Raw genomic sequence first — 18,040 nt, 5'->3', positions numbered from 1 at the left:
CGCAGCACGTCAGCCGAACTCACCGGCCTTGCTCCGTGGCCGCCCGCAGAACGCCCAGTTCCGCGCGCAGCTCGTCCTCCGAGTCGGCGATGATCGTCCGAGGCCCGGCCGAACGCCGATCCCGCTGGACGGCGCCCCAGAAGACGTTGCGCTGAGACACCCACACCATCCAGGCGGGGAAGTCCTGTTCGATCGCCGCCGTTCTCGTGTTCTTCATCGTTGACCTGCCCCTTCGCAGCCGATCGCCGTCAGCCGTTTCTCGATTCACGAGACAGAGTGCTGTCTGACGATTACTCTCGGCTACGAAGCTGCGTTAACCGACCCGTCACCCCCCATGACGCCCGTCAACCAAGCGACGGAGGCTCCCCGGCCATGTCCAGCGACCAGCACGACCCCGACGCCCTGCGCGTGCACTTCGGCATGGAACTACGCAGAACACGCACGCGCGCCGACCTGTCCCAGGGCCAGCTGGCCACCGCCCTCGGCTGCACCCCCCAGTGGATATGCCAGCTGGAGAAGGCCACCAAGCCCGTCTCCCCACAAACCGCTCTCGACCTCGACACCTACTTCAAAACCGAAGGCTGGGAGCGCGAGGACGGCCACTTCAACCGCATCTACAAAACCATCCGCCGCGCCGGACGCAACCGCGTCCTCCACGCGAGTTTCGACAGCTTCCGCATGCAGGAGCGACGGGCTATCAGCGTCCGTGCCGTTGCGGCACAGCTCGTCCCAGGCCTTCTCCAGCTTGAGGGCTATGCGGCTGGCGTCATGGACCAGAATGAACCAGCCGAAATTGTCGACGCTCGCGTCGCGGGACGCATGGAGCGACAGCAGATCTTCAACCGTGAGCACCCTCCGCAAGCGATATTCGTCCTAGACGAATCCGTGCTGCGGCGGCCGATCGGCGGTCCGAAGATCATGGCAGACCAGATCGACCATCTCGTCAGCATGGCACGGAGGCCGAATGTCCAGATCCTGGTCATGCCGTTTGACCGTGTCACCCCCACCGCACTGGCAGGCAGCAGCATCCTGCTGAGCTTCTCGAAGGAGCCTGATCTCCTTTACGTAGAGTCAGGCACAGTCAGCTTCCTCACTGATAGTAGAGACGAGACCTTCAAGATGGGGATACATTTCATCACGACGGTGAGCGAAGCCCTGAGCCAGAACGAGTCCATCGAGTTCATGAGCCGAGCGCGCGAGGAGTATCTGTGAAAGAACCGGACCAGTCGATGCTGAGTTGGCGTAAGAGTAGCCACAGCGGCGGCACCGGAGGCGAGTGCGTGGAAGTTGCCGCTGCTCCCGGGACATTGCTGGTCCGAGACTCCAAGGATCCGGGCGGCTCTTACCTCCAGCTGACATCGGCGGCGGCGAGAGACCTTATGAACCGCGTGCGGGAAGAGTAGCCATGAACAACGGGAACCTGCCATTTCTTCGGTGGCGCAAGAGCAGCCACAGCGACGGAACTGGCGGCGAGTGCGTGGAAGTCACTTCCATTCCTGGGGGCCTGCTGATCCGGGACTCCAAGGATCCGGACGGCCCTCGCCTGGCGATTCCGCTGAAAGAGGCGCGTCGGTTGATCGGTCGGATGCGGGGAGAATAGAACCCAGAGGTCAGCGGAGGCGGTCTAGGTGGCGCAGGTTCCTCTGGGGCTATCTGATGATTACGGAGGTGGTGGGGGCTTGTTTGTCTTCTGTCCAGCCGTCGTGGCCGGCGGTGGATTGCCAGTGGCGGCCTGCGTAGCGGATTTCGGTTAGGCCGTAGGTTTGGGCGTGGGTTACGGCCCAGGAGGCTATTGACCAGCCTGTGCGGGGGTTGGGGGCTTTTACCGCGTTCCAGGAGTCTGGGGTGGAGGGGGTCTTTTCGCCCAGGGGGGCGGGGCCGCTGATGGTGAGTTTGGTGCCGAAGGCGCGGCGCAATTCGCGGAGGGCGTCGGGGCGGCGGGACGTGATGCGCTTGCCGGGTGGGTACCAGCAGCGGGCGGCGGCGGGTTCGCGGCCGGTGAACGCTGTGGCGAGGAGTTCGCCGTCGTCCTCGTGGCGGGCGTAGGCGGTGCCGTCCGCGCTGCGTTGGACGCGCTGTGCCGCGTCGTGCAGGTCGCGGTCGAGGTAGCCCTTCACCTTCACCAGGGCCTTGAAGAACTTCTCGGTGGACTTGACCGGGTCGCGAAGTTCCTGCGGCTTGCCCCAGCCCTGGGACGGGCGTTGCTGGAACATGCCCACGGAGTCGCGGTCGCCGCCCGGCAGGTTGCGGATGTGGGACTCCTGGATCGCGGTCGCGTAGGCGATCACGGCGGCGCGGTCGGGCAGGCGTCGGTGGAACGCGACAGCGGCGATCGTGGCGGCGTTGGCGGCCTGTTCGAGGTCGAGCGGCATCTTGCCGGTGCTCGTGCTCACCTCACAGCCGGTTCCGTGCAGGTAGGGACGGGCTCGTTGGAACAGCGCGTAGGCGCCGACGCCGAGCAGCAGCACCACGACGGACACGCCGGCGGCCCACCAGCGTCCGGGGTGCCTTCCGCCGTCCCGCCCCTGCTCGGGACGTGCCTTCATCCTCGCCCAAGAAGCCACGCGAAGACGGTACCGGGAGATGGCCCCCACTAAGCTCGTGGCCCATGACCGATACGTTCACCAGCCCGATCTCCGGCGTCATCGACGAGCTGTGGGAGCGGCGCGCCGACCTCAGTCCGGACGACGGCGACGCGCGCACCGCGATCGTCGCCGCCGTCGACCAGCTCGACACCGGCGAGGCGCGCGTCGCCCACATTGACCCCGGCACCGACGAGGTTCTCGTCGACGAGCGGGCCAAGCGGGCGATCCTGCTGAGCTTCAAGGTGCTCGGCATGGTGCGTTCCCAGGTCGGCGACTTCCAGTACCACGACCGCATTCCGCTGAAGACCCGGCTGGACGGGGTGCGCGTCGTGCCCGGCGCCATCGCCAGGTGGGGCTGTCATCTCGCCCCGGGCGTGGTGCTGATGCCGTCGTTCACTAATATCGGCGCTTACGTCGATTCCGGGACGATGGTGGACACCTGGGCGACCGTGGGTTCTTGTGCTCAGATTGGTAAGAACGTGCATTTGTCGGGTGGCGTTGGCATTGGTGGCGTTTTGGAGCCGCCGAACGCCAAGCCGGTGATCATCGAGGACGACGCGATGATCGGCAGCCGCTCGATGATCGTGGAGGGCGCCCGGGTGGGACGCGGCGCCATGGTGGGGTCCGGGACGAACCTGTCGGCGTCCATGCCGGTCATCGACGTCGAGACCGGGCAGGAGATCAGCCGGGGCCGCATTCCGGACTGGTGCGTCGCCGTCGGCGGGACCCGCTACAAGGAGTTCCCCGGCGGGACGTTCGGGCTTCCGGCGGTGCTGATCCTCAAGCGGCTCGAAGAGGGACAGCGTCACGACAAGGCGTCCCTCAACGAGATCCTGCGGGACCACGGCATCAACACGTGAACTCGACGATCCTGAGTGGACGGTCGGTGAGCACGGCGGCCGCGGCGGCGTAGCCGGGGCCGGGGGACAGGTCGGCGAGGCGGACGGGCGACACCGCCGCCTCGCCCGTCCAGGACACGACCTCGGCGGGCTCGTTCGGGGACGAGACGTGAATGTCGGTCATGGGGGCGGCCAGCCCGTGCCCGGTCGCCTTCAGGAGCGCCTCCTTGCGGGTCCAGTAGCGGTGGAAGCCCCTTTTGGGGTCGGGTGTGGCGGCGAGGGCGGCGCGTTCGGGTCCGGCCAGGACCATCTCGGCGAGCCGGTCGACGTCGCGGTCGCCCTCCTCCTCGACGTCCACCCCGACCTCGGCGCCCTCGGTGACGGCGACGACGACGCGGTCACCCGAATGGGAGAGCGAGAAGTCCAGCTCCGTCCCGGACAGGCGGGGTTTGCCGTGGGCGCCGCCGCAGTGCGGGCAGTCGGTGGTGAACCGGATCGTCTTCGGGTCGAGCCCGGTGGCCTCGGCGAGGACGGTGCGGGCAAGGAAGCGTCCGGTAACAAAACGGGCCTTGTCGGCGGGACGCATGAAACGGTCGTAGCGATCACGTTCCCCAGGGGCGAGCAGCGAGCGCATGTCGGGGGTGTCGGCGGGGCGCGCCCAATGGACGGCGCACTCCAATACAGGCAGGTCCACGAAGGCGATGATAGGACTTGAGCATGGGCCTGGATCTGTTCTCGGACGTCGCGGACCTGACGGCGGCCGTCGTCGACATCGAGTCGGTGAGCGGGGCGGAGGAACCTCTCGCCGACGCCGTCGAGGCGGCGCTGCGGGTGTTTCCGCACCTCACGGTGGAGCGCGTGGGGAACAGCGTCGTCGCCCGCACTGACCTCGGCCTGCCCGAACGGGTCGTGCTGGCCGGGCATCTCGACACGGTGCCGCTGAACGGGAACCTGCCCTCGCGGGTGGTGGGCGACCGGCTCTACGGGTGCGGGACGACGGACATGAAGAGCGGCGTCGCGGTCGCGCTGCGGCTCGCCGCGACCGTGACCCGGCCGACCCGCGACATCACCTACGTGTTCTACGACTGCGAGGAGATCGAGGCCGAGCGGAACGGGCTGCGGCTGCTGGCGGTGTCCCGTCCCGACCTGCTCGCGGGCGATTTCGCGGTGCTGATGGAGCCGACCGGCGGGCTGATCGAGGGCGGCTGCCAGGGCACGCTGCGCGCCGAGGTCACGGCCGTGGGGGAGCGGGCGCACAGCGCGCGGGCGTGGATGGGCTCCAACGCGATCCATTCGGCCGGACGGATCCTGGACGTTCTGCGCGCCTACGTCCCGTCCCATCCGATCGTGGACGGTCTCGAATACCGCGAGGGCCTGAACGCCGTCTTCATCAGCGGTGGCGTCGCCGGAAACGTCATTCCGGACGAATGCGTCGTCACGGTGAATTATCGGTTCGCGCCCGACAAGTCTCCCGCGGAAGCCGAGGAGTACGTTCGGGGAATCTTCGCCGGATTCCAGGTGACGGTCACGGACTGCGCGGCGGCGGCCCGTCCCGGCCTGACCCATCCGGCGGCGGCCGCGTTCGTCGCGTCCAGCGGCGCCGACGTCCGCGCCAAGCTCGGCTGGACGGACGTGGCGCGCTTCGCCGAACTCGGCGTCCCCGCCGTCAACTATGGCCCCGGCGAACCGACCCTCGCGCACACGAAGGACGAGTACGTCGAACTCCCCCTCATCGCCGACTCCGAACGCCGCATGCGCGCCTGGCTGGAGGCGGCGGGCTAGCCTCACGCGCATGACCGTTCTCGGATGTGGGGGCGGCCGTTGCCGTGTGCGGTTCCGTTTCCGGTGAAGAGGGACGAGTCGGGCTGGTGTTGTCACGGCGTGCGGGGGCCCTGGTGCCTACTAACGTGGATCCATGACATCGGAAGTGAACTCCCGCTCGCGCCGGCAGGGACCGGCCATGCTGCGAGGACGGGCCGTCCCCCCGACCACCACCGACCAGCGCCTGCTCGACGGCCGAGGCACGGCCGACTGGGTGCACGCCGACCCGTGGCGCGTGCTGCGCATCCAGGCCGAATTCGTCGAGGGCTTCGGTCTGCTCGCCGAACTTCCCAAGGCAGTGAGCGTCTTCGGGAGCGCCCGCACCAAGCCGGGCACCGACGAGTACGAACTCGCCGTGGACATCGGCGCCCGGCTGCACGACGCCGGTTACGCCGTGATCACCGGCGGCGGCCCCGGCATCATGGAGGCCGCGAACAAGGGCTGCGACGGGAATGGCGGGCTGTCGGTCGGTCTCGGTATCGAGCTGCCGTTCGAGCAGAAGCTCAACGACCACCTCGACATCGGGTTGGAGTTCCGTTACTTCTTCGTCAGAAAGACGATGTTCGTCAAGTACTCCCAGGCGTTCGTGGTGCTGCCCGGCGGGTTCGGGACGCTGGACGAGCTGTTCGAGGCGATCACCCTCGTCCAGACCAAGAAGATCACCCGGTTCCCGATCGTGCTCGTCGGCACGGAGTTCTGGGGCGGCCTGCTCGACTGGATCGAGAAGGCCATGTTGACCAGCGGCAAGATCTCGCCGCAGGATCTCGACCTGATGCACCTCACCGACGACCCGGAGGAGGTCGTCCAGATCATCATCGACGGCCACACCCGCGCCGAGCAGGCGATCATCGAGGCGCGCGCCACCGCCGAGACGGCCGAGGCCGCGGGCGACTGACGTCCGTCCCGCTCCGCGCTGTTTCGTCTCGACGCTGGGAGGTAGTCGGTAGCAGTCGCCGTAGAGGGGGTGCCGTGCCGGAGCGGGAGAGCGTCGAGGTCCGGGACCTGCGGGTGCACGCCTTCCGGGTCGCCACCGACGGCCCCGGCGGGCACGAGGAGGACGGCACCCTCCGCTGGGACTCCACGACCCTCGTCCTCGTCGAGGCGGACGGTGGCGGGCACACCGGTATCGGCTACACGTATGGGGACGTCTCGGTCGCCATGTTCGTGGAGTCGGTGCTGGCGTCGGTCGTGCGGGGCGGTGACGCGCTCGCGCCTCCGGCCGTGTGGGAGCGCATGGTCGCGGCGATCCGCAACGCCGGGCGTCCCGGGGTGGGCGCGATGGCGGTGTCCGTCGTCGACATCGCGTTGTGGGACCTCAAGGCGCGCCTGCTCGGGCTGCCCCTGTTCCAGGTGCTTCCTTCCTTTCACGACCGGGTGCCTGTGTACGGCAGTGGCGGGTTCACCAACTATCCGCTCGACCGGCTCACGGGCCAGCTCGGCAAATGGGTCGAGCAGGGGATACCGCGGGTCAAGCTGAAGGTCGGGCGGCGGCCGGACGACGACGCGCGGCGGCTGACCGCCGTCCGGGACGCGATCGGGCCGGAAACGGAGCTGATGGTCGACGCCAACGGCGCCCTGACCCGCAAGGACGCCCTGTACTGGGCGCGGCGGTTCGCCGACGAGTGGGACGTCCGCTGGTTCGAGGAACCGGTCAGTTCCGACGACGTCGCGGGGCTGCGGCTGCTGCGCGAGCGGGGGCCGGGCCGTCTGGAGATCGCGGCGGGCGAGTACGGGTTCGTCCTGAAGGACTTCGCCGACCTGCTCGACGGCCCCGCCGTGGACTGCCTGCAAGCCGACGTCACCCGTTGCGGTGGAATCACCGGCCTTTCCCAGGTCGCCGGGCTGGCTTCGGCACGACAGATCGATCTGTCGGCCCACTGCGCGCCCGCCGTGTCGGCCCATTCCTTCTGCGCGGTGCGGCGGCTTCGGCATCTGGAGTATTTCCACGACCACGTGCGTGTCGAGCGGCTGCTTTTCGACGGGACGCTCAGCCCTGTGGACGGGGCGTTGTGTCCGGCGCGTGATCGGGCCGGGCTCGGCCTGGAGGTCAGGTGGGACGACGCCGAACCGTACCGCGTGCACGGTCGGCGGCCGTCCTGACGTCAGGGCTGGTTCGCGGGCGCCTCGGCGCGGTGCCCGGTTCGTGACTCGATCGCGTGGAGGACGGCCGCCATGTCCGCCTCGCCGTGGCCCAGCGCGAGCGTCTCGCCGTAGAGGGCGTGGCAGACGTCCAGGAGCGGGGACGCGGTGCCGGAGTCGCGGGCGGCCTCCGCGACCAGGCGGTTGTTGTCCAGGACGTTCGCGATCGACGCCTGGACGGAGAAGTCGCGGGCGACGAGCTTGGCCGCCTTCGCCCGTGACACGGTGCTCGCCATCGGGCCCGCGTCGAGCACGTCGCGGAGGCGGTGCGCGTCCAGGCCGTGCCGGGCGGCGAAGTGGAACGACTCCACCAAGCCCGTCACCATCGTGATCAGGAACAGGTTGACCGACAGCTTCATCAGCAGCGCGTTCGGGACGGGTCCGCAGGTGAACGACTCGGCGCACATCGGGCCGAGCAGCGGGCGGACGAGGTCCACGGCCGCCGGGTCGCCCGCCAGCAGCCCGACGAGGCCGCCCTGCTCGGCGGGCCCCCGGGAGCCGGAGACCGGGGCCTCGACGTACCGGCCCCCGGCGGCGCGGATGTCCGTTTCGAGGCCGTGCGAGTAGTCCGGCGACGTCGTGCCCATGTGGACGAGCACGCGCCCGGCGACGTTGGCGGCGAAGGCGGGTGTGCCGCGTCCGAGCACGGAGTCGATCGCGGGGCCGTCCGCCAGCATCAGGAACACGACGCCCGCCCGGCGGCAGACCTCGGCGGGGCTCGCCGCCACCGTCGCACCGGCCGCGCGCAGCGGCTCGCTCTTGGCGGTGGTGCGGTTCCAGACGACCAGGTCAGACCTGGGCCGTTCCGGGGGGTGTGGGTCGTCGTCCCCACAGAGGAGAGCGGCGCGGGCCAGGTTGAGTGCCATGGGGGCGCCCATGACGCCGAGGCCGATGAAGCCGAGATCCGCACGCATCGTCGCCATCCGATCTTGCGGGTTATGACAACGGTCATGATAATGGTGCAGGTGGGAGAAGCAATAGGCGGAGAGTGTTGATGAGTGCGTCCGAGCGGGGTCCGCGTGAGCGGATGGTGTTCGCCGCCGCGCAGCTGATCCGCCGCGACGGGGTCAACGCGACCGGCCTGCGGGAGGTCGCCGAGCACGCGGGCGCGCCGCGCGGGTCGCTCCAGCACTACTTTCCCGGTGGCAAGGAACAGCTCGTCAACGAGGCTCTGGAGTGGGCCGGACGGTATGCGAGCAAGCGCGTCGCCCGGTTCGTATCCGGGATGTCCCGTCCCACGCCCGGCAGGTTGTTCGCCGCGATGGTGGGTCAGTGGATCGACGAATATCAGTCGGAGGGCTTCGCGAAGGGCTGTCCAGTCGCGGCCGCTACGGTCGACTGCGCGGAGTCCGTCGAGTCCACGCGGGCCGCTTCTGCCGCCGCGTTCGCGGCGTGGCGACGTCCGGTCGCGCGGGAGCTGACCGTGATGGGCGTTCCGGCCGGACGGGCCGACGCGCTCGCCACGCTGATGATCAGCTCACTGGAGGGCGCGATCCTGATGGCGAGGGCGGAGCGGAACGTCCGCCCGCTTCGGGCCGTGTCCCGAGAACTCGGCCCCTATCTGGATTCCTGCGTGTAGGTGCGCCGGTCACTTACTGGACGCGGTCACTTACTGGACGTCTTCACTTACCGGGTCCGATCTCCGTTGCTATATCTGAAGCGCTGTCTTGCGCGTGGACAACGGCGGTCGGGAGGGTGGGATCCGAATGGGGAGCGAGCCGGTCACGGCCGCCGACGGATTCGAGTACGCGCGCGCCGTTGCCGACGCCGTCCTGTATGAGGGATATCTGCTCTATCCGTACCGGAGGTCGTCGGGGAAGAACCGGGTGCGCTGGCAGTTCGGCGTGGTCGTCCCACCGGCGTGGGCTGCGGAGCAGGGCCTGGACGACACGAGCGTGGCCGGTTCCGCCGAGGCGCCGTGGCAGCAGACCGAATGCCTCGCCGAGGCCCCTGAGGACGGCGTCCTGCATTGCCGAATCAGGTTTCTGCAATGCCAGAGCAAAACAGTGGAAGAACGGCTCCCGGACGGTTCTTTCCGCCCCGTCGATTCGCTGTCGGTAGGGGAGCGGCTGGAACTCGCATTCGACGAGGCGGTGCCGCAGGAATTCGACTTCACGATCTCCCTGATGGACGGCGAGCAGAAATTCGACCTGCGCGTCCCGGAAGGCGAGGACGTCGAGTTCGTCGGCGACGGCGAAGGACGGGTCGTGCGCAGGCGATGGCCGCTGGCCGCCTCCGTGACCGTGCTGACGACCCCGTACGACGCCCCGCGCAGGCTTCATCGCATTCGGGTGCGCATCGACAACATCGACACTGCGACCGCGCCGGACGTCTCCCGTGACGAGGCGCTGCGACGGTCTCTCGTCGCATGTCACGTCCTGCTCAGGACGGACGGCGGCGCCTTCCTCTCCCTCCTCGACCCGCCGCCGTGGGCCGAGCAAGCCGCCAAGGAATGCGAGAACGTCCACACCTTCCCCGTGCTGGCGGGCGCGCCGGGAGACCCGCGCCTCGTCCTGTCCTCGCCGATCCTGCTGTACGACCACCCGCGCGTCGCCCCCGAAAGCCCCGGTGACCTGCACGATGCCACGGAGATCGACGAGATCCTGTCGCTGCGGACGCTGACGCTGACCGACGCCGAGAAGCGCGAGGCGCGCGGCACCGACCCGCGTGCCGCCGAGATCCTCGACCGGACGGAGTCGATCCCGCCGGAGTCGTTCGCGCGCCTGCACGGCGTCATCCGGCCGCCCGACAGCGAACCGAACGGCGTTGAGGTGGCGGGCGTCCGGGTCGCGAAGGGAAGCCGGGTCCGGTTGCGGCCCCGGGCGCGCGGCACCGACCCGCAGGACCGGTTCCTGGACGGCAGGACCGCCCGCGTCGAGGCCGTCATGACCGACGTGGACGACGCCAGGCACTTCGCGGTCACCGTCGAGGACGACCCGGCCGCCGAACTGAACCAGTGGTACGGCCGGTACCGCTACTTCGCGCCCGACGAGGTGGAGCCGCTGTGAGCGGCCGGGTGCTGGTGGCCGGGATCGGCAACGTGTTCCTCGGCGACGACGGGTTCGGGGTGGAGGTCGTCCGCCGCGTCGACGCCGGGGCACTGCCCCCGAACGTGGACGTCGTCGACTACGGCATCCGCGGCGTCCACCTGGCCTACGAGCTGCTGGACGGCCGCCACCGCACGCTGATCATGGTGGACGCGGTGCCGCTCGACGGCCCGCCCGGCACCCTCGCCGTCATCGAACCCGACCCGGGCGCCGATCTGGGCGAAGGCCCCGCCGTCGACGGGCACGGCATGAACCCGGTGGCCGTGCTGCGGCTGCTGCGGCATCTCGGCGGCGATGTCGGACGTGTCCTCGTCGTCGGCTGCCGTCCCGACACCGTGGCCGAGGGCATGGAGCTGTCGAAACCGGTGCGCGCGGCCGTGGACGAGGCCGTCCGGCTGGTCACCGAACTCGCCCGTGAGGCGGCGGAGAAGGAGCAGACGCATGCATGAGCTGGGGATGTGCGACGCGATCGTCGAGGCGGCGGTCCGCCGGGCCGCCGGACGGCCGGTGCGCGGCATGCGGGTCCGCATCGGCGGTCATCCGGTCGACCCGCAGGTGATCGAGCAGGGCGTGCAGGTCGCGGCGACGGGGACGGTGGCGGAGGGCGCCCACGTCGAACTCGTCCTGGAGCCGCTGTCCGCGCGCTGCGGACGCTGCCACGCCGAGACGCCGATCGACAACGCCGTGGCGCTCGCGGCCTGCCCGCGCTGCGGCTCCCTGGACGTGGAGAGCGTCGGATCCGAGAACGTCGTCCTGGAGTCGATCACCGTGGACGCGCCCGACGAGACGCCCCAGCCCAAGGAGACCCGGTCCGACGAGACGACCCTGCCCGACGAGACGACCCTGCCCGACCAGACGACCAGGAGGTAGGCGATGAGCGGCGAGAACGGTATCGACGAGATCCACATCCTGTGGATCTCGGAGGGCATGAGCTGCGACGGCGACACCGTGTCGATGACGGCGTCGGCGCAGCCCTCCATCGAGGACGTCGTTGGCGGCCTGATCCCGGGCCTGCCGAAGGTGCGCCTGCACAACAAGGTGCTCTCGCCCTCGCAGGGCGGCGAGGACTTCCTCGCCCCGTTCCGCGCGGCGGCCATCGGGGAGCTGGAGCCGTTCATCTTCGTGCTGGAGGGCTCCGTCCCCAACGAGAAGATCAACGGGGACGGGTTCTGGTCGTCGTTCGGCAACGACCCCGACACCGGGGAGCCGCTGACGCTGAACTGGTGGCTCGACCGGCTGGCGCCCCGTGCGTGGGCGGTCGTCGCCGCCGGGACGTGCGCGACGTACGGCGGCATCCACGCGATGGCGGGCAACCCGACCGGCTGCATGGGCCTCGCCGACTACCTCGGCTGGGACTTCCGGTCGGCGGGCGGCCTGCCGATCGTGAACGTCCCGGGCTGCCCGATCCAGCCGGAGAACTTCATGGAGACCCTGACCTGGGTGCTCCAGCACGCCGCGGGCAGCGCGCCGCCACCGCCGCTGGACGACATGCTCCGCCCCCAGTGGATCTTCGGGAAGACGGTGCACGAGGGCTGCGACCGCGCCGCGTACTACGAGCAGGCCGACTTCGCCCGGGACTACAACTCGCCGAAGTGCCAGGTGAAGGTCGGCTGCTGGGGGCCGGTCGTCAACTGCAACGTGCCGAAGCGCGGCTGGATGGGCGGCATCGGCGGCTGCCCGAACGTCGGCGGCATCTGCATCGGATGCACCATGCCCGGCTTCCCCGACAAGTTCATGCCGTTCATGGACGCCCCACCCGGCGGCAGCCTGTCCACGACGCTGATCAAGCCGTACGGGGCCTTCATCCGCCGGATGCGCGGCATCACCAACGCCACCGTGAACAAGGAGCCGAAGTGGCACCACAACCGTGAGCTGCTGACCAGCGGCTACGACCCGCGCTGGCGGCCATAGCCGGACGGGGGCCGGACAGACAACGGCCGACAGACAAGGGGAGGACCGCACATGGCAACGTCCGTGCGCCCCGGGCAGCAGGCCCGGGAACAGGCGGGGCAACTCGTCGAGATGTCGTGGGACCCGATCACCCGCATCATCGGCAACCTCGGCATCTACACCAAGATCGACTTCGCGAACCGGCGGCCGAATCGTTAAGCAGAGCTGAGGCATCCTGCTAAGATGCGGTTGTGCGGACAGCGTACAAATGTCGGGCGTACCCGACCCCCGAGCAGGCTGCGATGCTGAGCCGCACGTTCGGATGCGTGCGTGTGGTGTGGAATCAAACCCTCGCTTGGCGGCATCGCCGCTGGCACCAAGATCGTGTCTCCACCAACGTGCCGCAGGCGAATGCGTTCCTCACGCACCTCAAACAGGCTGAGGAATTCGCATGGCTGAACGAGGTGTCCTCGGTGCCGCTGCAACAAGTGTTACGTACTCAGCAGCGCGCCTTCGCCAACTTCTTCGCCGGACGGACACGCTATCCGCGCTACAAGTCCCGGCGCGGCCGCCAAAGCGCTGAGTACACCCGAAGTGGGTTCCGTTGGCGCGACGGACGCCTGACCTTGGCCAAGACCAGCATGCCACTGGAGTTGGTGTGGTCTTGGCCCGGAATCGATCCCGCCGCGCTCGACCCAACCACGGTTACCGTCTCCCGTGACCCTGACGAACGCTGGTATGTCTCCCTGTCTGTGGACGGAGCCGGCCTCGTTCGGGCCCCAGCCACCGGCGCGATGGTCGGTGTCGATCTGGGCATCACCGACTTCGCGGTGACGTCCGACGGGGAGCGGATCTCGAATCCCCGGCATCTACAGCGTAAGGCTGCCAATCTGGCCCGCTACCAGCGGCGGATGGCGCGCAAGCAGCACACATCTAGCAACCGCAGGAAAGCCAGGATCAAGGTCGCCCGTGCACACGCAAAAGTGCGCGATGCACGCCGGGATTTCCTGCATAAGACCTCGACACGGCTGGTTCGTGACTACGACGTAATCGTCGTCGAAGACCTCGCGGTGGCCAACATGGTCCGCAACCGCACCCTGGCGCGGGCGATCTCCGACTGCGGGTGGGGCGAGTTCCGCCGCCAACTGGAGTACAAATGCGCGCGGGTGGGGCGGGACCTCGTGGTGGTCGATCGCTGGTTCCCTAGCTCCAAAACCTGTTCGGCGTGCGGTCACCTGCTCGCGCGGCTCTCGCTTGGCACCCGGACCTGGCGATGCCCGTTTTGCGGCACCCGGCATGATCGGGACGTCAACGCCGCCAAGAACATCCTGGCCGCTGGTCGAGCGGTGACGGCCTGTGGAGGCGAGGTCAGACATCCGAACAATCGGATGCACCCGCCAACGAAGCAGGAACCCCAGCCTGTGAAGGCTGGAATCCCCGACCTTGGTCGAGGGAGATAGTCAAGAAGGGCAAGGACCCGCAGTCTTTTTCGAGGACTTCGAGGTGCCGTACGAGGATGCCGTCCAGGACATGCCGATCTTCGAGGAGAACGGGCCGGACGACTTCAAGGGCGTCGACATCATGCGCGCCGTCCGCAGCTTCGACCCGTGCCTGCCGTGCGGTGTGCACATGTACGTCGGCGGCGGACGGACGCTCAAGAAGATGCACTCACCGATGTTCGGTGCGACCCATGGCTGAGGCCGCACCCGCCGCACCCGCCGTTCCCGCCGCACTCGCCGCGCCCACCGGGCCCGTCCGGTTCGCCGCCGGGGAGGTCGCCGACCGGCTGGCCCGGCTCGACGAGTCGCTGGGCGGGCTGGAGCGGACGCCCGGCGCGATCGCCGAGTCGGCCCTGTCCGCCGTCACGCTGCTCGCCGAGGTGTACGGGGAGGCGCTGGCCCGGGTCATGGACCGCGTCGCGGGTGACCGGCGGCTCACCGAAACGCTGCTGGACGACGAGTTGGTCGGGCACCTGCTCGTCCTGCACGGCGTCCATCCGGAGCCGGTCGAGCGGCGGATCGCCCAGGCCATCGGACCCGGCGCGGAACTGGACGGGATCGAGGGCGACACCGTGCGGGTCCGGCTGGCGTCCGGCGGGTGCGGCTGCGGCGCGGGGAAGGCGAAGGAGGCCGTTCGGGAGGCGGTCCTCGCGGTCGCGCCGGACGCGACGCGCGTCGAGTTCGTCGAACCGCCGCCCCCGCCCGCGTTCGTTCCGGTTGAGGCCCTCATACGGCGGGACGGTGCGCGGTGACGGCCGGGGCCTTCGAGCGGCTGGTGAAGCGGGCGTCCACCGGGGGTCCGGAGGTCTCCGACGCGTGCGGGCTGTGCGCGCTCCCGCTCGGCGACGACCACAAGCACATCCTGGACGAGCGCAGCGGTGAACCGCTGTGCGCGTGCCGGGCCTGCGCGCTGCTGTTCGAGCGGGACGGCGCAGGAAAGGGCCACTACCGGCTCGTGCCCGGCCGCCGGATCAGGCTCGACGGCGTCCGCGCGGCCGACCTCGGCGTCCCGGTCGGCCTCGCGTTCTTCGTCGTGGAGCCGGACGGCGCGGTGACGGCCCGCTACCCGAGCCCGGCGGGCGCCACCGCCTGGACCGTGGACCCCGGCGCCTGGACGGCCGCGACCCGCGACTGCGCAACGCTCGCGTCGATGCGTCCGGCGTCCGAGGCGCTGTTGGTCAACACGACCGGGGACGCCGACGAACAGTGGCTCGTCCCGATCGACGACTGCTACCGGCTCGTCGGCGCGATCCGGCTGGCGTGGACCGGCCTGACCGGGGGACACCGCGTACGAGCCGAGATCGAGGCGTTCTTCGATGGGCTCACCGAGACGGAGGAGGACTGATGGCGGAGATCCGCGTAGGGAAGCCGCACGTGAAGCCCGACACGCCCTCGCACGTCAAGGGCGTGCACCAGGGCAACGCCAAGGGCGGCTACGAGCAGGAGAAGGGCCACCACAAGGACGGCACGGCGGATTCGCGGCGGTCGACGGGCGTCCGCCCGAAGCGGCACGACCCGATCCTGCCGATCATGCCCAACGTGCCACCCGGTTAAGGAAGGGAGACGACATGCGGAAGATGTGGATCGCGGTGGGCTGTGTGACGGCCGCCGGGCTGCTCACCCTCGTCTGGAAGGAGACCCCGGCCATGCGCCGGTACCTCAGGATCGAGCGGATGTGACCGGGACGGATGTGACCGGGAAGGGCGGTGCGGCGGATGTGCCTCGGCATCCCCGGTGAGGTCGTCGAGCTGTCGGCGGAGCGCGCGGACCTGGCCACGGTCGAGGTCGTGGGCGTCCGGCGGGTCGTGAACATCGGCCTGCTCGGGCCGGGCGAGATCGGCACCGGCGACTGGGTGCTGGTGCACGTCGGGTTCGCCATGTCGAAGATCGACGAGGCGGAGGCGGCGGCGACGCTGGAGATGCTGCGCGGGCTCGGCCAGGCCTACACCGACGAGCTGGTCGCGCTCGCCGACTCCGACATCACCTGAACCCACGGAAGGACAGGCATGCGGTTCGTCGACGAGTACCGCGACGCGGCCCAGGCCCGCGCCCTGGCGGCGGAGATCGCCGCGTTGTGCGAGCCGGGCCGCGAGTACAAGTTCATGGAGGTGTGCGGCGGGCACACGCACACCATCTACAAGCACGGGCTGGAGGACTACCTTCCGGAGAACGTCACGCTGGTGCACGGCCCCGGCTGCCCGGTCTGCGTCATCCCCATGGGACGGGTCGACGACGCCATCGCGATAGCCCGCCACCCCGACGTGATCATGACGTCCTTCGGGGACATGATGCGGGTGCCCGGTGGGGACGGCTCGTTCTTCGACGCCAAGGCCGAGGGCGCCGACATCCGGATGGTGTACTCGCCGCTGGACGCGCTGAAGATCGCCCGCACCAACCCCGACCGCCGGGTCGTGTTCATGGCGATCGGGTTCGAGACGACGGCGCCGTCCACGGCGATGACGCTGCTGCGCGCCGCCGACGAGGGCGTCGCCAACTTCTCGGTCTTCTGCAACCACGTCACGATCATCCCGGCGATCAAGGCGATCCTGGACTCGCCGGACCTGCGGCTCGACGGCTTCCTCGGGCCCGGCCACGTGTCGACCGTCATCGGCTGCCGCCCGTACGAGTTCATCCCCGAGCGTTACGGAAAGCCGCTCGTGTGCTCCGGGTTCGAGCCGCTCGACATCCTCCAGTCGGTCCACATGCTGCTCCGGCAGCTCGCCGAGGGGCGGGCGGAGGTCGAGAACCAGTACACGCGCGTCGTGCCGTGGGCAGGGAACCCGAGGGCGCTCCAGGCGATCGGCCGGACGATGCAACTGCGCCCCTACTTCGAATGGCGCGGCCTTGGATTCATCTCCCATTCGGCGTTGCGCGTCCAGGACGCCTACGCCGCGCACGACGCGGAACGCATTTTCGAGCTGCCCGGCGTCCGCGTGGCCGACCCGAAGGCGTGTCAGTGCGGGGAGGTACTCAAGGGCGTCATCAAACCCTGGGAATGCAAGGTGTTCGGCACGGCCTGCACCCCGGAGACACCGATCGGCACGTGCATGGTGTCGTCCGAAGGTGCCTGTGCCGCGTACTACAACTTCGGCAGGTTCACGCGGGACCGCGTGATGGAGGCGACCCGCGCATGACGGAAATGGACACCCGGGAACGGCAGGTTCTCGACCGCATCGAACGGGCACGCCGCCGCAGGCCCGTGGTGAAGGACGAGCGCGTCACGCTCGCCCACGGCGCCGGGGGCAAGGCGACGCACACCCTCATCGAGGCCGTGTTCGTCGACGCCTTCCGCAACCCGGCGCTGGAGGCCATGGAGGACGGCGCCACGCTCGACGTCGCGGGCGGCCGGGCGGTGTTCACCACCGATTCGTTCGTCGTGTCCCCGCTGTTCTTCCCCGGCGGCGACATCGGTGACCTGGCGGTGAACGGGACCGTCAACGACCTCGCCGTCTGCGGCGCCCGGCCGAAGTACCTGTCGGCCGGGTTCGTCCTGGAGGAGGGCCTCCCGGTCGACGACCTGCGCCGGATCGTCGCGTCGATGGCGGCGGCGGCCGAGGCGGCGGGCGTCGCGATCGTCACGGGCGACACGAAGGTCGTCCAGCGCGGCAAGGGCGACGGCTGCTACGTCATCACCGCCGGGATCGGCGTCCTGGAGCGGGACGTGAGCCTCGGGACCGCCACCGTGCGGCCGGGCGACGCCGTCCTCGTCTCGGGGCCGATCGGGGAGCACGGCGTCACGATCATGCTGGCGCGCGGCGAGCTGGACATCGAGGCCAGCCTCACCTCCGACACCGCGCCGCTCCACGAACCGGTCTCGGCGTTGCTGGACGCCGTGCCCGGCGGCGTGCGGGTGCTGCGGGACGCGACGCGCGGCGGGGTCGCGACCGTCCTCAACGAGATCGCGGACGCCTCCGGCTTCGGGATCGTCGTCGACGAGGCCGCCGTGCCCGTCCGCCCGATGGTCACCGGCGCCTGCGAGCTGCTCGGCATCGACCCCCTCTACGTGGCGTGCGAGGGGCGGTTCGTCGCCGTCGTGGACGGCGACCAGGCGGACACCGCACTGGACGCCCTACGCGCCCACCCACTCGGCGCGGACGCCGCGCTCGTCGGCCGGATCAAGGACGACCCACCCGGGATCGTCCTGCTGAAGACGGCCTTCGGTGGCACCCGGATCGTGGACATGCTCGTCGGCGACCCGCTGCCCCGGATCTGCTGACCGG

The 18,040-nt window shown here is 69.6% G+C and carries 26 protein-coding genes; 22 read left to right on the top strand and 4 right to left on the bottom strand.

The genetic code is table 11. The annotated features are described in order from the left end of the window. Nucleotides 1-19: 19 nt before the first annotated feature. Entirely contained in the window at nt 20-217 is a 198-nt protein-coding gene (locus ABD808_RS33680) for a hypothetical protein (protein WP_344905814.1), read from the bottom strand. A gap of 155 nt (nt 218-372) precedes the next feature. Here ABD808_RS33680 and ABD808_RS33675 point away from each other — a divergent pair, with 155 nt between their 5' ends. Genes ABD808_RS33675 through ABD808_RS33665 form a run of 3 tightly spaced genes read left to right on the top strand, consistent with a single transcriptional unit; the run spans nt 373 to nt 1,600 of the window. Beyond that, nucleotides 373-1,212, top strand: coding sequence for a helix-turn-helix domain-containing protein (locus tag ABD808_RS33675; RefSeq protein WP_344905812.1), 840 nt, complete (start codon nt 373-375; stop codon nt 1,210-1,212). A gap of 17 nt (nt 1,213-1,229) precedes the next feature. Beyond that, nucleotides 1,230-1,403: a DUF397 domain-containing protein gene (locus ABD808_RS33670; RefSeq protein ID WP_344905953.1), complete on the top strand. Its 174-nt coding sequence runs from the start codon at nt 1,230-1,232 to the stop codon at nt 1,401-1,403. A 2-nt stretch (nt 1,404-1,405) separates the two neighbouring features. After that, complete coding sequence (locus ABD808_RS33665) at nt 1,406-1,600, top strand: DUF397 domain-containing protein (protein WP_344905810.1); 195 nt, start codon at nt 1,406-1,408, stop codon at nt 1,598-1,600. 49 nt (nt 1,601-1,649) lie between these two features. Here ABD808_RS33665 and ABD808_RS33660 read toward each other — a convergent pair whose 3' ends face one another. Continuing rightward, nucleotides 1,650-2,564, bottom strand: a complete 915-nt coding sequence (locus tag ABD808_RS33660) for a hypothetical protein (RefSeq protein WP_344905808.1) — start codon at nt 2,562-2,564, stop codon at nt 1,650-1,652. Between the two features lie 44 nt (nt 2,565-2,608). On the opposite strand from ABD808_RS33660, the gene ABD808_RS33655 reads away from it, so the two are divergent. Further along, nucleotides 2,609-3,445: a 2,3,4,5-tetrahydropyridine-2,6-dicarboxylate N-succinyltransferase gene (locus tag ABD808_RS33655; RefSeq protein WP_344905805.1), complete on the top strand. Its 837-nt coding sequence runs from the start codon at nt 2,609-2,611 to the stop codon at nt 3,443-3,445. Here ABD808_RS33655 and ABD808_RS33650 read toward each other — a convergent pair. Then, nucleotides 3,435-4,118: a 4'-phosphopantetheinyl transferase family protein gene (locus ABD808_RS33650; protein WP_344905802.1), complete on the bottom strand. Its 684-nt coding sequence runs from the start codon at nt 4,116-4,118 to the stop codon at nt 3,435-3,437. The two genes, ABD808_RS33655 and ABD808_RS33650, sit on opposite strands and share 11 nt — an antisense overlap. 23 nt (nt 4,119-4,141) lie before the next feature. On the opposite strand from ABD808_RS33650, the gene dapE reads away from it, so the two are divergent. From dapE to ABD808_RS33635, 3 genes are all read left to right on the top strand, one after another. Next, entirely contained in the window at nt 4,142-5,206 is a 1,065-nt protein-coding gene (gene dapE / locus ABD808_RS33645) for a succinyl-diaminopimelate desuccinylase (protein ID WP_344905799.1), read from the top strand. 133 nt (nt 5,207-5,339) lie between these two features. Continuing rightward, on the top strand, nt 5,340-6,140 hold the full coding sequence (locus tag ABD808_RS33640) for an LOG family protein (RefSeq protein ID WP_344905796.1): 801 nt from the start codon (nt 5,340-5,342) through the stop codon (nt 6,138-6,140). Between the two features lie 74 nt (nt 6,141-6,214). After that, nucleotides 6,215-7,345 (top strand): enolase C-terminal domain-like protein, encoded by a 1,131-nt coding sequence (locus ABD808_RS33635; protein ID WP_344905793.1) that lies wholly within the window; start codon nt 6,215-6,217, stop codon nt 7,343-7,345. A 2-nt stretch (nt 7,346-7,347) separates the two neighbouring features. Here the strand turns inward: ABD808_RS33635 and ABD808_RS33630 are convergent, their stop codons facing one another. Then, nucleotides 7,348-8,298 (bottom strand): NAD(P)-dependent oxidoreductase, encoded by a 951-nt coding sequence (locus tag ABD808_RS33630; RefSeq protein WP_344905791.1) that lies wholly within the window; start codon nt 8,296-8,298, stop codon nt 7,348-7,350. A gap of 80 nt (nt 8,299-8,378) precedes the next feature. Here ABD808_RS33630 and ABD808_RS33625 point away from each other — a divergent pair, with 80 nt between their 5' ends. From ABD808_RS33625 to hypE, 15 genes are all read left to right on the top strand, one after another. Beyond that, nucleotides 8,379-8,963, top strand: a complete 585-nt coding sequence (locus tag ABD808_RS33625; protein WP_344905789.1) for a TetR/AcrR family transcriptional regulator — start codon at nt 8,379-8,381, stop codon at nt 8,961-8,963. A 127-nt stretch (nt 8,964-9,090) separates the two neighbouring features. Beyond that, complete coding sequence (locus ABD808_RS33620) at nt 9,091-10,392, top strand: hypothetical protein (protein WP_344905788.1); 1,302 nt, start codon at nt 9,091-9,093, stop codon at nt 10,390-10,392. Beyond that, nucleotides 10,389-10,880: a hydrogenase maturation protease gene (locus ABD808_RS33615; protein ID WP_344905786.1), complete on the top strand. Its 492-nt coding sequence runs from the start codon at nt 10,389-10,391 to the stop codon at nt 10,878-10,880. The genes ABD808_RS33620 and ABD808_RS33615 overlap by 4 nt, the downstream gene beginning before the upstream one ends. Continuing rightward, complete coding sequence (locus ABD808_RS33610) at nt 10,873-11,301, top strand: hydrogenase maturation nickel metallochaperone HypA/HybF (protein WP_344905784.1); 429 nt, start codon at nt 10,873-10,875, stop codon at nt 11,299-11,301. The genes ABD808_RS33615 and ABD808_RS33610 overlap by 8 nt, the downstream gene beginning before the upstream one ends. Nucleotides 11,302-11,304: 3 nt before the next feature. Next, nucleotides 11,305-12,342, top strand: a complete 1,038-nt coding sequence (locus ABD808_RS33605) for an NADH-quinone oxidoreductase subunit B family protein (protein ID WP_344905781.1) — start codon at nt 11,305-11,307, stop codon at nt 12,340-12,342. Nucleotides 12,343-12,393: 51 nt separating this feature from the next. After that, a complete protein-coding gene (locus tag ABD808_RS33600) occupies nt 12,394-12,540 on the top strand; it encodes a hypothetical protein (RefSeq protein WP_344905778.1) in 147 nt (48 codons plus the stop codon). A 32-nt stretch (nt 12,541-12,572) separates the two neighbouring features. Further along, nucleotides 12,573-13,781: an RNA-guided endonuclease InsQ/TnpB family protein gene (locus ABD808_RS33595; RefSeq protein WP_344905775.1), complete on the top strand. Its 1,209-nt coding sequence runs from the start codon at nt 12,573-12,575 to the stop codon at nt 13,779-13,781. 43 nt (nt 13,782-13,824) lie between these two features. Further along, the gene (locus tag ABD808_RS33590) at nt 13,825-14,019 is read left to right on the top strand and encodes a nickel-dependent hydrogenase large subunit (protein WP_344905773.1); all 195 of its coding nucleotides are present in this window, start codon (nt 13,825-13,827) and stop codon (nt 14,017-14,019) included. Next, nucleotides 14,012-14,572: a NifU family protein gene (locus ABD808_RS33585; RefSeq protein ID WP_344905770.1), complete on the top strand. Its 561-nt coding sequence runs from the start codon at nt 14,012-14,014 to the stop codon at nt 14,570-14,572. Before ABD808_RS33590 ends, ABD808_RS33585 begins: the two co-directional genes overlap by 8 nt. Then, a complete protein-coding gene (locus tag ABD808_RS33580; protein ID WP_344905767.1) occupies nt 14,569-15,165 on the top strand; it encodes a DUF5947 family protein in 597 nt (198 codons plus the stop codon). The genes ABD808_RS33585 and ABD808_RS33580 overlap by 4 nt, the downstream gene beginning before the upstream one ends. Continuing rightward, complete coding sequence (locus ABD808_RS33575; protein WP_344905764.1) at nt 15,165-15,374, top strand: hypothetical protein; 210 nt, start codon at nt 15,165-15,167, stop codon at nt 15,372-15,374. The genes ABD808_RS33580 and ABD808_RS33575 overlap by 1 nt, the downstream gene beginning before the upstream one ends. A gap of 14 nt (nt 15,375-15,388) precedes the next feature. Further along, a complete protein-coding gene (locus tag ABD808_RS38725) occupies nt 15,389-15,499 on the top strand; it encodes a DUF6893 family small protein (RefSeq protein WP_425549005.1) in 111 nt (36 codons plus the stop codon). A 36-nt stretch (nt 15,500-15,535) separates the two neighbouring features. Further along, entirely contained in the window at nt 15,536-15,808 is a 273-nt protein-coding gene (locus ABD808_RS33570; protein ID WP_344905950.1) for a HypC/HybG/HupF family hydrogenase formation chaperone, read from the top strand. Between the two features lie 18 nt (nt 15,809-15,826). Then, nucleotides 15,827-16,954: a hydrogenase formation protein HypD gene (gene hypD / locus ABD808_RS33565; protein ID WP_344905761.1), complete on the top strand. Its 1,128-nt coding sequence runs from the start codon at nt 15,827-15,829 to the stop codon at nt 16,952-16,954. After that, nucleotides 16,951-18,036, top strand: coding sequence for a hydrogenase expression/formation protein HypE (gene hypE, locus ABD808_RS33560; RefSeq protein WP_344905758.1), 1,086 nt, complete (start codon nt 16,951-16,953; stop codon nt 18,034-18,036). The genes hypD and hypE overlap by 4 nt, the downstream gene beginning before the upstream one ends. Nucleotides 18,037-18,040 lie beyond the last annotated feature (4 nt).

The sequence above is a fragment of the Actinomadura meridiana genome, from assembly GCF_039537545.1.
Taxonomy (GTDB): Bacteria; Actinomycetota; Actinomycetes; order Streptosporangiales; family Streptosporangiaceae; genus Spirillospora; species Spirillospora meridiana.
Note: the sequence above shows the minus strand (reverse complement) of the source record. Positions and strands in the feature narration are given on the sequence as shown.